The sequence below is a fragment of the Massilia glaciei genome (genome assembly GCF_003011895.2).
Taxonomy (GTDB): Bacteria; Pseudomonadota; Gammaproteobacteria; order Burkholderiales; family Burkholderiaceae_D; genus Telluria_A; species Telluria_A glaciei.
Window position 1 is genome coordinate 1 of the sequence record NZ_PXWF02000254.1, and the last position, 13,386, is coordinate 13,386.

Genomic DNA, 13,386 nt, shown 5'->3' on the forward strand with positions numbered 1-13,386 from the left:
GAATTTAATTTCTGAATTGCAAAGTTCGCGCCGCATTCTCTGATTGACGGTTTGCCGCGCCGGGCAATACTATTGGCCATCATTGGCAATATGCCAATCAAGTCGACCCATCCGAACAGGACATCCCTTGCCATCCCATCATTCATACGACTTCCACTGGCTTCCAGAACGCGTCAAACGGCAGATGGCGAAGGCGGTCGCTGACGGCGACAGCCACCTGCGCGACGAAGGCCCGAGCAACGCGCTGTTCTACGTGCTCAGGGGGCTGGGGATCCTGCTGGCGGCGGGCATATTCCTGCTCATCCTGGCCGATTCGTTCGGCGACCCGGAGGCCGACAAGCTGTGGAGCAACAAGGACATCATCGCCGGCTTCGCGCTGTTCATCGGCGCCATTGCCTATCTGGCGCTGGTCGTGCGCCGCCGTATGGTGCTTAACAAGGCGTTCAACTTCCCGCCCGGCCAGTACCTGTTCGCGTTCACCATGATCGACGCGCGCAAGGCGCGCCTCGAGGTGGTCGACCTGACCGAGGCCCGGGCGATCCAGGCGACCGAGCACACGATGAACGGCGCCTACAGCCATACGACGTTCGAGTTCTCCTTCCACGATGCGCGCCCGCGCGTCTGGAAGATCGCAAACAGGGGGCGCGCCGAACAGTTCGGCGCTAAGCTCTCGGCCCTGCAGCAGGCGGTGCGCGACGCCGACGCGCGCAACGACCTGGCGACCTTGATGCGGCTCGACCCGTTCATCGAGATTCGCCGCCAGGACTGGGCGCTGCCCGACAACAGCCCGGCGCCGCAGCGCGGCCGCGTGCGCGACTTGCTGGCCCACCCTTTGTTGGCCCACCCCTTGGTGGCCAACCCCCTGGTCGCCGCGCTGGCGTTGACGCTGGTGCTGGCGCCGTCGCTGTGGGTGGCCAGGAATGCCGCCGCCGACTTCGCGGTGCGGGCCGAGGCGAAACGCCTCAACACCGAAAGCGCGTACACCGCGTATATCCGCAACGGCTGGTTCCATGTGCGCGAAATGCGCGCCGCCGTGCCCCGCGTCGCACTGGCTGAGGTCATCGGCCGCAATTCGGTGGCGGAGCTTCGCGCCCTGCTCAGGCGCTATCCGGACGATGGCCTGCAGGCCGACGCCGGCAAGGCGATCCACGTCCTCTACGCGAACGCGCTGGCCAAGTTCACGGCCCAGGCCACGACCTCGGACCCGGTCCTGCTCGCGTCGATGGAAAAGCTGCTGCGGGTGCTCGAGCAAAGCGGCGATCCGCTGGTGGCGATCCATTTCACGCGCCCCGGCGGCGAGCAGCTCGCCGAACTCGACGCCTCGATCAAGGAGAGCGAAAAGGAGGTCGGCCGCAAGATCATCCCGGCCTCGGTGCACTTCGGGAACGACAGCGCGGCGCCGCGCGAAGCCCGGATCGCGCAGGGGCTGCAGGCCGCGTTCCGCACCATCTTCCCCAACGACGTGCTGAATCTGGCCGTGACGGCCAAAAGCGATACCCACCTGCCGAGGCTCAACATCCGTTACCAGATCGCGCCGTCGGGCGCGGTCTATTTTTCCGAAAAGAGCAACGACCGCGCCTTCGTCGGCCTGGTGGCGCGTTTCCAGTCGGCGCTCGAGGTCGGCGACACGGTCGACCCTTGGCGTTTCGACATGCAAGTGGTGCCGCCGGATAACTTCACGGTCAACTATCAGATGCCGAACGGGGCGGTCAACAGCGGTCCGGCCGACAGCCTAGTCTACTCGGTCATGGCCGAGCGCGCCTTCGACGCGCTGGCGGTGCAGATCCGGGCCGCGTTTTTCCGGCCAGACAGCGCCGCGTTCAAGCGCTAAGAGGGGGCGCCGCCGACAGTGTATTCACTTTTGCATGGCTAACGCGCGAGCTATGCAAAATTGTATAGCGGCGCGCTCGATGGCCGATATGGCTTTCGCTTCCGACCTGTCATCCGTTTTGGGCCAATGCCAATCTTGCATGCGGCCCTCCCGGGCATGGTAAGAAATCGGCAAGGCATGCTGTATCCTCTGTCCTCTGTCCATCCCCACCTGCCATCGACGACATGAATTACTCCGACCTCCAGGCGAAAACCTTCCTACTGCTGCTGGTCCTGGTCAGCATCACCTTCGGGTGGATCCTGATGCCGTTCTTCGGCGCCATCTTCTGGGGCGCCGTGCTGGCCATTCTGTTCACGCCTTTCCACCGGCGGGTGCAGGCCAGGCTGGGCAAACGGCCGGTGTGGGCGGCGCTGACCACGCTGACCATTTGCCTTGTCGTGGTGATCCTGCCGATGATCTTGATCGCGATCTCGCTGGCGCAGGAGGGCACGGCGCTGTACCAGAGACTGGCCTCGGGCGAGATCGACATCAACGCCCAGCTGCGCGCCATCTTCAACGCCTTGCCGGTGTGGGCGCACGACCTCATGGATCGATTCGGCATGGACAGCATCGCCACCCTGCAGACCAGGCTGCAGGAGGCCGCGGTTCAGGGCAGCAAGTTCTTCGCCACCCACGTGCTCAACTTCGGCAGGAATGCGTTCGACTTCGTGATCAGCTTCTTCGTCATGCTGTACCTGCTGTTTTTCCTGCTCAAGGACGGCAGCGCCCTGGCCTCGCGCATCCAGCGCGCGATCCCGCTTAGCGTCGAGCACAAGCGCAATTTGTTCGACAAGTTCATCACCGTGACACGGGCCACGGTGAAGGGCAATTTCCTGGTGGCGGCCGCGCAGGGCGCCATGGGCGGGCTCGCGTTCTGGATGCTCGGGATCGAGGGCGCGATCCTGTGGGCGGTGGTGATGGGCTTCTTGTCGCTGCTGCCGGCCGTCGGCGCCGCGCTCGTCTGGGCGCCGGTGGCGGTCTTTTTGCTGGTCACGGGCGCGGTCTGGAAAGGCGTGATCCTGACCGCGTTCGGGGTGTTGGTGATCGGCATGATCGACAATGTGCTGCGTCCCATTCTGGTCGGCAAGGACATCAAGATGCCCGACTACCTGGTGCTCATCTCCACCCTCGGTGGAATGGCCGTTTTCGGCTTGAACGGCTTCGTGATCGGCCCGATGGTCGCCGCCATGTTCATGGCACTGTGGGATATTTTCTCGTATCACAAGAACGATATCAGCAAGGCCTGACCTCCAAGGGCCGGCGCCCCGGCCGCCACCGTTCCTTAGGCCGGCTTGCCTGCCGGACGCGGGTGGCTGTGGCTTGGGTGGTACCATCGGCAACGGTCTTAAGTGTATTTTGGCAACCACATCAAGAGGTGAAAAAATGATTGTTTGGAATCGGCATCACATTCTCAAGTCATCAGTTGCCGTGCTCACGGCGCTGACCCTCGGCGCGTGCGGAACGGTGCAGACCACGCAGGGCGGTGTCGTCGGTGTCGACCGCAAGCAGATGATGGTCGTATCGCCCGAGCAGATCGAGCAGGCCTCGCAACAGGCCTATGCCAAAACGACGGCCGAGGCGCGCGGCAGGGGCGCCCTCAACAGCAACGCGGCCCAGGTGGCGCGGGTGAAAAAAATCGCCAATCTGCTGATCGCGCAAACCGCGACGTTCCGCCCGGACGCGCGCAATTGGCAGTGGGAGGTGAGCGTCATCAGCGCGCCCGATGTGAACGCGTGGGTCATGCCCGGCGGTAAGATGGCCATCTATACCGGTTTGATCGAAAAACTGCAGCTCACCGACGACGAGCTGGCGGCCGTGATCGGGCACGAGATGGCGCATGCCCTGCGCGAGCATGCGCGCGAGCGCGCTTCCGAGCAGGCGGTGGCCGGTTTGGGGATTTCTGTGTTGGCGGCGGCCGCCGGCATCGGCGATGCCGGGCAGAAGGGCATGGAGTTCGCCTACCAGGGATTGCTCGGTTTGCCCAACTCGCGCCGCCACGAAACCGAAGCCGACCGCATCGGCGTCGAGATCGCCGCGCGTGCCGGTTACAACCCGCAGGCGGCGGTCAGCCTGTGGCAAAAGATGGGGCAGCAGGGCGGCGGTGGCCCACCGAAGTTCCTTTCGACCCACCCGCCGCGCGAAGACCGGCTCAGCGACCTGACGGTGTATGCGCAAAGGGTGATGCCGCTGTACCAGCAGGCCAAGGGAAAATAACGGCAGCCGATCGGCTCGCCCTACCCGGAAGCAGGGGGCGCCGGCTGGGCTGGCGCGGGCCCCGGCGCCGGCTTTAATAGCAGCAGATGCCGCGGCAGCACGCTGAAGTGGAGCGGTGTCGCGAGCATGTCGACCTCGCCGTCGATGGCCACCTTGATGCGGCCGCGGCGCGCTAAGCCGCGCTGCCTGACGGTCAGTTCGCGAAAGCTGAAGGCGCGCAGCTCATCGGCACGGCGAAGCTGGCCGAGCGCGCCGCGCAGCATCAGCCACAGCATGCCGAGCCGGCCCACCGGCGGCGGCGCCACCGCCGCCAGCCTGCCATCCTCGATCGCGCCGGTCAACGGCAATCCAAGCCGCGCGATTTGCAGCGCGTTGTTGCCGATGAACAGCGTCGGGGTGCGGATGACGTTCTCGCGCCCGTCGACTTCGAGGCTGATGCGCAGGTAGCGGGTCGAGCGCAGCACCGTCTTGAGCATCGACAGCAGCGCGACCAGGCGGCTGCGGCCGAACTGGCCGGTGTCGCGTTCGCGCTCTTCGAGCATGGCCGGGTGCAGCCCGAGGCTGGCGTTGACGAGGAAGATGCGCCGGTTGACCATGCCCACCTGCACGCGGTGCACGGCGCCCGCGAGCAGCGCCTCGACCGCCTCGCCCAGACCCTCCGGGATGCCGTGGGCGCGGGCGAAATAGTTGAACGTACCCTGGGGCAGCACGCCGAACATGCAGCCGGCCGCCACCGCCTTTTGCGCGATGGCGTTGATGGTGCCGTCGCCGCCGGCCGCCACCAGCACGCCGCCCGCGCCCTGGGCCTCGGCGGCCATGCGTTCGGCCGTGGCGTCGAGCCGGGACGGCTCGTCGAGCACGGCCAGCTGGAAATGGCGTCCGGCGCGCTTGAGGGCGTCGACAATGGCGGCGCGCCGGCTTTCGGTTTCCTCGTGGCCAGATCCGGCGTTGAGGAGGATGAACAGGGGCGGCTGGTCGCCGGATAGCGGGGAGGGCATGCCGCCTGCGCCTTCGATGGCGTCAGCGTGCCGGCGGCGCGGGCCTGGAGAGCGGCACGCCAAGCTCGCGCTCGAGATCGGGAATGCGCGGGCCGACGGCCTCGATCGCTCTGGCCAGTCGTTGGCGCGATACGCCGAATTGCTTCGTCCAGTACGCCAGCTCGGCTTCGACGTTGACGTTGACGCGGTCGTAATCTTGCGGACCCGGCTCCAGTACATTGTCTGACACGGCGACTCTCCCTAGAAACGCGCCCTTGAAACGGGCCCTTGAAAACGCTTGCGCGTTGTTTCGACATGCTGCTAGGGTGCCCCGGCCGGACGCGGATGACGGTGCGTTGCCGCACCCCGGGGCCTATTCCCTTGGGATCGTCGGTGTTTCCTATTCCACCGCATGGTTGGCCAACAGCGTGCCATCGGCACCGCAGAATCAACGATCCGGCGGCCGCATATCGCATGACGCGGGGCGGGCGCCCGGGGACGCACTAAGTCACCGAGAAAAAATAACTTGAACATTTCCCATCTTGCATACGAGCGCCATGCTTCGTCGAAAATCACTTGTGTGGCTCGCCACACGGCGTGTTTTTCGCCTCGCCTGGCATCTCGTCTGCAAGCGGTAAACTGTTCAAGTTATTATTTCTCTGTTCCTAAACATCGAGCGGCGCTGGTCTGGCGGCGGCAGGCGTGGCGTCGGGGCCGGCCTGGCGCCGGTAGTGGCTTTCGTCCAACTCGCCTTCGAGGCGCGCCACCGTGGTCGTCACCGCCAGGTTGGCGCTGGCGCTGGCGACGGTGCGCGTCATGTCGAGCAGGCGGTCGAACGGCAGTATGAAGCCGACGATCAGCGCCGTCTGGTCCACGCCCACGCCGACGGCGGCCAGCACGGCGGCCAGCATGAACAGCGAGGCCGACGGTACCGGCGCCGTGCCGAAGGCGGCCAGCGTGGCGGTCAACAAAATCACCGCGTACGCCGCCAGCGGCAGCTCGACGCCGAGCGCCTGCAGGCTGAAAACACTGAGCATGCCCACATACATGGCCGTGCCATCCTTGCCGATGGCCGCGCCCAGCGGCAGCACCGTCATCGAGATCGCCTTGCCGACGCCGAGGCGCTCGCCCGCCACGCGGATCGCCACCGGCAGCGTGGCCGAACTCGACGCCGTCGAAAACGCCACCAGCAGGGCGTCCGCGATGCCCCGGTAGAACGGCAGCGGCGGCAGGCGCGCGACCAGGCGCAGCAACAATCCGTGCACCAACACGATTTGCAGCGCCGAGCCGAGCACCACGCACAGCGCCAGCCAGCCGACATTGATGAACACGGCGGCGCCGTTGACGGCGACCGAATTGGCGATCAGGGCGAACACGCCGAAGGGCGTCACCTCCATCACGATGGTGACGATGCGCAGGATGACGGCCGAAGCCGACTGGAACAGCGCGGCCATCGGAAGGCCCGCCTCGCCGGCGGCGATGGTGCCGACTCCGAGCATCAGCGCGACGAAAATAATGGCGAGCATGTCGCCCTTGGCCAGCGCCTCGAAGATGTTCAGGGGGATGATTCCCAGCAGCTGTTCCGGGACCGACTTGGTCGCCCCCAGCGCCTTTGGTATGGCGCCGCCCAGGTTGGCGCCGGTGCCCGGTTGCAACAGCAGCGCGATGGCCATGCCCAGGGCGACGGCCAGGATGGTGGTGGAGCCGAACAGGAGCAGGGTGCGTCCCCCGACCATGCCGAGCCGTTTGGGTTCGCCCAGCGCGGTCACGCCGGCGGCGATGGTGACCAGCACGATGGGCGCCACCAACATGCGGATCAGGCGCACGAAAATCTCACCAAGAAAGGCGACATGCGGCGCCAGGCCGGGGAGGAAGAGGCCGGCGAGCACGCCCAGCACGAGCGCGGACATCACGCGCTTCCAGAGGGGGATGCCGAACCATCGGGCCAGTGGGGAAATTTTTTGTGAGCTCATCGGTTCGTATATATCACACCTGTGCCGGCAAGCAAAATTGTTCGGGCGGGCAGCCGGGCCTGCTTGTGAAAATAGGAACACGCTATTTAACCCCGAATAACCCCGAAGCCGCCCGCCATCCGTTCAAGGTGTAGTTGGGGTCGCTTCGACCCCCGGCGGCAGGGAAGTTGCCGCATCGTCGAAACACAACTATCTTGGAGACCACGAATGAATGCGATGAACAAATTGTCCGGGACGATGGCCGTGGGCATGCTCCTGCTTGCCGCTTGCGCCGATCCGGCTCGCAAGGCGGCCGGGGAGCGCGCGCCCGCCGCCGAACCCGTCGCGTACGACGCGGCCCCGATCGTGGCAGCCCCGACCGCCATGGCGATCGCCCCGTCGCCGATCGCCCCGCCGCCGATCGTGATGTCCGCGCCGCTGGCGCACGGTCTCGTCTCCGTCACCGGATCGCGCGTGCGGATGCATTCGAATTCTTTTCATCCGGGGGGAGGGCTTGACGGGATGCCGGCCGCGGTCCAGGGCGCCGAAAAATTCCCCGACAAGGACGCCAACGGCCTGACGCTGGTCGCCGAGCAGCCGGTGTCGACCTTCAGCGCCGACGTCGACACCGCCTCGTACGCCCTGGTCCGGCGCCTGCTTTCGACGGGCGCGATGCCTCCCCCGCGGGCGGTGCGGATTGAGGAGATGGTCAATTACTTCCCCTACAAATACGCGAGCCCGAGCAGCCCGACGCAGCCCTTCGGCGTCGCGACCGAAGTCATGCCGAGTCCCTGGAGCGGCCACAAGCAGCTGGTCCACATCGCCGTGCGCGGCTACGACATCGCCGCGCAGCGGCGTCCCGCCGCCAACGTCGTGCTGCTGATCGACGTCTCGGGCTCGATGGGCCCGCACGATCGCCTCCCTTTGCTTAAAAAGGGCTTCCGGATGTTCGCGTCCAGGCTGCGCGACGAGGACCGGGTGTCGATCGTGACCTATGCGAGCGGCACCAAGGTCGTGCTCGAGCCGACCTCCGGCAAGGACCGGCACAAGATCACCGAGGCGATCGATGCCCTTGGTTCGGGCGGCGGCACCGCCGGCGGCGAAGGCCTGGAGCGCGCCTACGCGATGGCCGAGCGCAACTTCGACCCGAAAGCGGTCAACCGCGTCATCCTGGCGACGGACGGCGATTTCAACATCGGCATCAGCGACCCCAAACAGCTCGAGAGGTTCATCGTCGGCAAGCGCAAGACCGGCGTGTACCTGTCGATCTTCGGCGTCGGCGAGGGCAACCTGAACGACGCCCTGATCCAGCGCCTCACGCAGTCGGGCAACGGCAATGCCGCCTACATCGATTCGGTGCTCGAAGCGCAGAAGGCCATGAGCGAAGAGCTCGGCTCGACGATGTTCCCGATCGCCAACGACGTCAAATTCCAGGTCGAATTCAATCCCGAACTGGTCGCGGCGTACCGGCTGATCGGCTATGAGACGCGCATGCTCGGGCGCGAAGACTTCAAGGACGACAAGGTCGACGCGGGCGACATGGGCGCCGGTCATTCGGTGACGGCCATTTACGAGATCACGCCGGCTGGCGCCGCCGGCAGGCTGGTCGACCCGCTGCGCTACCGTGGCGCGAAGGCGGCGGCGGTCAAGCCGGCCGCGGCGCATTCGCGCGCCGAGTTGTGCTTCGTTAAACTGCGCTACAAGCTGCCCGGCGAATCGGCCAGCCGGCTCATCGAACATCCGGTGCTGGCGGCCTCGGCGCGCAAGTCGATCGATGCGGTGCCGGAGGAACAGCGCTTCGCGGTCGCGGTCGCCGCCTTCGGCCAGCGTCTGCGCGGCGAGAAGGACCTGTCCGATTTCAGCTATGCCGAGATCGCCAGCCTGGCCAACGCGGCGCGCGGCGCCGATCCTGAGGGGTATCGCGCGCAGTTCGTCAAGCTGGTGCGGCTGACCGACAGCATGGACCAGTCGGGCGGGCTGGGGCAGCGCTAGGCGGTGGCGGGAGCGCCGGCGCGCTGGCGGCCTGTGCGCTCGAACCTCCTAGTCTTGGATGTTGGTTCACGACCGAAATGCTGAGTGGCGTGCTGACTTTGAGGGGGAATATTCACCGCGTGTTGACTGTTGGTGTGTTGACTGTTAATCGGATAACGGATAAGCTTCATTTATGCCAATCCAATCGTTCTCTTGTCCCGACACGCAAGCACTTTTTGTGACGGGTAAGAGCCGCCGATTCGTCAACATCAAGGGTGTGGCCGAGCGCAAGCTGGCACAGCTCGACGCGGCCCCCTCGGTGAACTTCATGAAGGCCCCGCCGGGTAACGATCTGAAGGAGTACGACGGCGCTTGGCATGTGCGGATCAACGACCAGTGGCGTTTGACCTTCAAGTGGGGGGAGTGCGGCCCATATGAAGTGCTGATCGAGGACCCGCACTGAGCCGGGCCTGGTCCCGCGTAGAAACCCTGAACAGCCACGGAGGGCATTATGTTCAAAAATGGTATGCGTCCTATCCACCCAGGCGAGATCTTGGTGGAAGACTACATCAAGCCCATGGGCGTCAGCGTGCGCGCCGTGTCGCTGGCCCTGCATGTTCCATACTCACGTCTCAGTGAAATCACTAAAGGCGAGCGCGGCGTATCAGCTGACACGGCTCTTCGTCTGGAACGCTATTTTGGCAGCGAGGCCCAAGGCTGGTTGAACCTCCAAAGCGCATATGACCTTCGTATCGCCGAAATGTCTGCGGGGAAGGCCATCGCCAAGGCGATCAAGCCGCTTGCATCGACTACTTAGCATGCCAGGGAAGATATGGTGATCGACGTTCCCGACCAAAACCACAACCGCCGAAACGGAGTCCCCATGTCCGGTCCCAAGTTCCGCATCGCACCCGCGCTGTTCCTGCTCGCCTGTTTCAGCTTCAACGGGGCGGCGTTTGCGCAAGCCATCGAGAAACCGAAGGTCTCGATCGCGGTCGGCGGCAAGCACCTGTTCTACTACCTGCCCCTGACCGTGGCCGAGCGGCTCGGCTATTTCAAGGAGGAGGGGCTCAAGGTCGAGATCAGCGATTTCGCGGGCGGTTCCAAGGCCTTGCAGGCGCTCGTCGGCGGCAGCGCCGACGTCGTTTCCGGCGCCTACGAACACACCATCAACATGCAGGCCAAGGGGCTGCCAATCACGGCCTTCGTGCTGCAGGGCCGCGCCCCGCAGATCGTGTTCGCCGTCTCCAACAAGACCATGCCCAACTACAAATCGATCGCCGATTTGAAGGGCAAGAAAATCGGTGTCAGCGCGCCCGGCTCGTCGACCAACACGATGGCCAATTTCGTGTTGGCCAAAGGCGGCTTGAAGCCGGCCGACGTCTCGTTCATCGGCGTCGGCACGGCGGCCGGCGCGCTCGCCGCGATGCGCTCTGGCCAGATCGACGCGATCGCCAATCTCGATCCCTTGATTACCATGCTGCAGCAAAAGAACGACATCAAGATCATCGCCGATACGCGCACCCTGAAAGACACCCAGGCCGTCTTTGGCGGGCCGATGCCGGCCGGCACGCTATACACCACCGCCGCCTTCCTCAAGAAATACCCGAACACGGCCCAGGCGCTCGCCAATGCCATGGTGCGCTCGCTCAAGTGGCTGCAAAAAGCGAGCCCGTCCGACATCGTCAATGTGGTGCCCGAGACTTATCTGCTGGGCGACCGCGCGCTGTATGTGGATACCATCGTGAAAGGACGGGAAGCCGTTTCGCCCGACGGCACGTTCGCGCAGGACGGCGTGAAAACCGCGCTCGCGACCCTGCAGGCTTTCGATCCGGCACTGGCGTCGAAAAAGATCGACCTGTCCAAGACCTTCACCAACGAGCTCGTGAAAAAAGCCAACGCCAAATACAAGTGAATTCACAAGTGGATTCACAAGTAACTTCACAAATAACTTCGCAAGTAACTTCGCAAGTAACTTCGCAAGCAACTTCGCAAGCAACTTCGCAAGCAACTTCGCAAGCAACCCGGACCTCAATGACGCCGGCGCTTTCACTCGACAACATCAGTTGCACCTTCGTCTCCAAAGACGACAGGACGCAGCGCTACACGGCGGTTGCCGACACCACGCTGCACATCGCCCCGGGCGAGTTCGTCTCGGTGGTCGGGCCCACCGGTTGTGGCAAATCGACCCTGCTCAACGTCGCCGCCGGCTTGCTCGCGCCGTCCGCCGGCAGCGTCAAGGCCTTCGGTGAACCCCTGGCCGGCGTCAACCGCCGCGCCGGCTACATGTTCCAGTCTGAAGCCTTGATGCCTTGGCGCAGCGCCTTGCAGAACGTCATCGCCGGCCTGCAGTTCCGCGGCATGGACGCGCGCGAGGCCGGGCGGCTCGGCCAGGACTGGCTGGCCCGGGTCGGTCTGCAAGGTTTTGGCGACCGCTACCCGCACCAGCTCTCGGGCGGCATGCGCAAGCGCGTCGCCCTGGCCCAGACCCTGATCCTCGACCCCGACATCATCTTGATGGACGAACCGTTTTCGTCGCTCGACATCCAGACGCGCCAGTTGATGGAGAACGAGGTGCTCGACCTGTGGAGCGCCAAGAAAAAAGCCGTCCTGTTCATCACGCACGACCTCGACGAGGCCATCGCCATGTCGGACCGCGTGGTGGTGCTCTCGGCCGGGCCCGCGACCCATCCCATCGGCGAGTTCGGCATCGACCTGGCGCGTCCGCGCGATGTGGCCGAGGTGCGCGGCGATCCGCGGTTTGTCGACCTGCACCGGCAGATATGGGGTGTGCTGCGCGAAGAGGTGCTCAAGGGCTATCAGCAGCAAAAGGCGCGGGTTTAGCATGTGGAAATGGCTGAAACCGAATCAAAACAATCTGCGCGCCTGGCAGGCGCTGGTGCTGGTCGTCTTCTTCGCGGTGTGGCACTTCGCCACGCGCGACCCGCAAACCGCCTTTTTCTTCGGCGAACCGCTCAAGGTCATGGCGCGCGTCTGGCAATGGTTCACCGTCGGCAGCGGAACGCTCGAGGTCGGCTTCGGCGACAGCACCTGGTTCACCTTGCATTTTCCGGGGGAGATCTATCCGCATCTGCTGGTCACCCTCACCGAGACCATGCTGGCCTTTGTCATCGGCATCTCGCTCGGACTCGGCGCCGGCCTGTGGCTGGCGCTGTCGCCGCTGACGTCGGCGATCCTCGACCCCTACATCAAGGCGGCCAATTCGATGCCGCGCGTGATCCTGGCGCCGATTTTCGCGATGTGGTTCGGCCTGGGCATCTGGTCGAAGGTCGCGCTGGCGGTGACGCTGGTGTTCTTCATCGTGTTCTTCAACGTCTACCAGGGCGTCAGGGAAGTGAGCCCGGTCGTGCTGTCGAACGCCAAAATGCTGGGCGCGAGCCGGCGCCAGTTGCTGCGCGCGGTCTACCTGCCGTCGGCCACCTCGTGGGTGTTCTCCAGCCTGCACACCGCGGTCGGCCTCGCGTTCGTCGGCGCCATCGTGGGCGAGTACCTCGGTTCCGCGCGCGGGGTCGGCTACCTGATTTTGCAGGCGGAGGGCACTTTCGACATCAACACCGTCTTTGCCGGCATCCTGGTGCTGACCGCGTTCGCGCTGGCGCTCGATGCCGCGGTCGGGCTGGTCGAAAAGCGATTGATGAAATGGCAGCCCAGGTCGGGCGAGACGGAAAAACTGTGACACCCGATGAAAATGCCGCCCGCTGGGGCGGCATTTTTTTGTCAGTGCAGCAGGGTTTGGATGGCGTGCGCCGGGATGTCGACCAGGGCTTCGAGCGCGCTCACCTGGGTGCCCGCCTGCGCGCTGACCTTGACCTGCGCGCGCGCTGGACCAGTCGACGCGCGCGAACGGCTGCATGCGGGTGATCCCGCGCAGCCACGTCGAGGGCACGGCCGGCTACAGCGACTACGAACCGGCGCTCGGCGAGTCGGTGTTCCCGACCGAGATCTGCAAGCCGCAGCGCGACGACGATCGCGCGGTGTATCTGGAGCTGGCGCCGAACCAGGCCTCGCTGCACGACGCGCGGATCCAGCACGGCTCCGAGGCCAACAACTCGGACCAGCGCCGCTGCGGCTGGACCTTGCGTTTTTGTTCGACCCGCTCGCGCTTCGCCGAAGCCTCGTGGGACGGCGCCCACCAGGTCTACCTGGCGCAGGGCGTGGACCACGCCGGCAACCGCTACGCCGAACCGGGCAGGGCGTATCCCGAGGTGCTGGAGCGGCGCCTCGACACGCGGCGCTACCGCCACAGCCACTGAACGATCGCGCCCGATTCCGTTTGGCGATCGCGCCCGGCGCCACTAAACTGAATTGATGCGCACGCTCCTCTTCGATGGACTTCCCAACAGCATCGGCCGGCACCACATCGCCCATCTCGAATGCGCCG

The 13,386-nt window shown here is 65.0% G+C and carries 13 protein-coding genes; 10 read left to right on the forward strand and 3 right to left on the reverse strand.

Annotation, left to right across the window (positions count from 1 at the left end; translation table 11 throughout):
• Positions 1–184 precede the first annotated feature (184 nt).
• The 3 genes from C7C56_RS17600 (at position 185) to C7C56_RS17615 (ending at position 4,084) form a co-directional block, all read left to right on the forward strand.
• Positions 185–1,831 carry a hypothetical protein gene (locus tag C7C56_RS17600; protein WP_106758674.1) on the forward strand — a complete coding sequence of 549 codons (1,647 nt, stop codon included), beginning with the start codon at positions 185–187 and terminating at the stop codon, positions 1,829–1,831.
• Positions 1,832–2,055: 224 nt separating this feature from the next.
• Entirely contained in the window at positions 2,056–3,117 is a 1,062-nt protein-coding gene (locus tag C7C56_RS17610; RefSeq protein ID WP_106758675.1) for an AI-2E family transporter, read from the forward strand.
• Positions 3,118–3,253: 136 nt separating this feature from the next.
• Positions 3,254–4,084, forward strand: a complete 831-nt coding sequence (locus C7C56_RS17615; RefSeq protein ID WP_106758676.1) for a M48 family metallopeptidase — start codon at positions 3,254–3,256, stop codon at positions 4,082–4,084.
• 20 nt (positions 4,085–4,104) lie between these two features.
• Here the strand turns inward: C7C56_RS17615 and C7C56_RS17620 are convergent, their stop codons facing one another.
• From C7C56_RS17620 to C7C56_RS17630, 3 genes are all read right to left on the reverse strand, one after another.
• Entirely contained in the window at positions 4,105–5,082 is a 978-nt protein-coding gene (locus C7C56_RS17620) for a diacylglycerol/lipid kinase family protein (protein WP_106758677.1), read from the reverse strand.
• 22 nt (positions 5,083–5,104) lie between these two features.
• Positions 5,105–5,311 carry a DUF3606 domain-containing protein gene (locus C7C56_RS17625; protein WP_106758678.1) on the reverse strand — a complete coding sequence of 69 codons (207 nt, stop codon included), beginning with the start codon at positions 5,309–5,311 and terminating at the stop codon, positions 5,105–5,107.
• A gap of 415 nt (positions 5,312–5,726) precedes the next feature.
• On the reverse strand, positions 5,727–7,034 hold the full coding sequence (locus C7C56_RS17630; RefSeq protein WP_106758679.1) for a dicarboxylate/amino acid:cation symporter: 1,308 nt from the start codon (positions 7,032–7,034) through the stop codon (positions 5,727–5,729).
• A gap of 216 nt (positions 7,035–7,250) precedes the next feature.
• Between C7C56_RS17630 and C7C56_RS17635 the strand changes: the two genes are divergently transcribed.
• From C7C56_RS17635 to C7C56_RS17665, 7 genes are all read left to right on the forward strand, one after another.
• Positions 7,251–9,005 carry a vWA domain-containing protein gene (locus C7C56_RS17635; protein ID WP_106758706.1) on the forward strand — a complete coding sequence of 585 codons (1,755 nt, stop codon included), beginning with the start codon at positions 7,251–7,253 and terminating at the stop codon, positions 9,003–9,005.
• Between the two features lie 172 nt (positions 9,006–9,177).
• Entirely contained in the window at positions 9,178–9,447 is a 270-nt protein-coding gene (locus C7C56_RS17640; protein WP_106758680.1) for a type II toxin-antitoxin system RelE/ParE family toxin, read from the forward strand.
• 48 nt (positions 9,448–9,495) lie between these two features.
• A complete protein-coding gene (locus C7C56_RS17645) occupies positions 9,496–9,801 on the forward strand; it encodes a HigA family addiction module antitoxin (protein WP_106758681.1) in 306 nt (101 codons plus the stop codon).
• 66 nt (positions 9,802–9,867) lie between these two features.
• Positions 9,868–10,899, forward strand: a complete 1,032-nt coding sequence (locus C7C56_RS17650) for an ABC transporter substrate-binding protein (RefSeq protein WP_106758707.1) — start codon at positions 9,868–9,870, stop codon at positions 10,897–10,899.
• Positions 10,900–11,018: 119 nt separating this feature from the next.
• Positions 11,019–11,828 carry an ABC transporter ATP-binding protein gene (locus C7C56_RS17655; RefSeq protein ID WP_106758682.1) on the forward strand — a complete coding sequence of 270 codons (810 nt, stop codon included), beginning with the start codon at positions 11,019–11,021 and terminating at the stop codon, positions 11,826–11,828.
• A gap of 1 nt (position 11,829) precedes the next feature.
• Entirely contained in the window at positions 11,830–12,681 is an 852-nt protein-coding gene (locus tag C7C56_RS17660) for an ABC transporter permease (RefSeq protein WP_106758683.1), read from the forward strand.
• A 145-nt stretch (positions 12,682–12,826) separates the two neighbouring features.
• Positions 12,827–13,258: a phytanoyl-CoA dioxygenase family protein gene (locus C7C56_RS17665; RefSeq protein ID WP_267874717.1), complete on the forward strand. Its 432-nt coding sequence runs from the start codon at positions 12,827–12,829 to the stop codon at positions 13,256–13,258.
• Positions 13,259–13,386 lie beyond the last annotated feature (128 nt).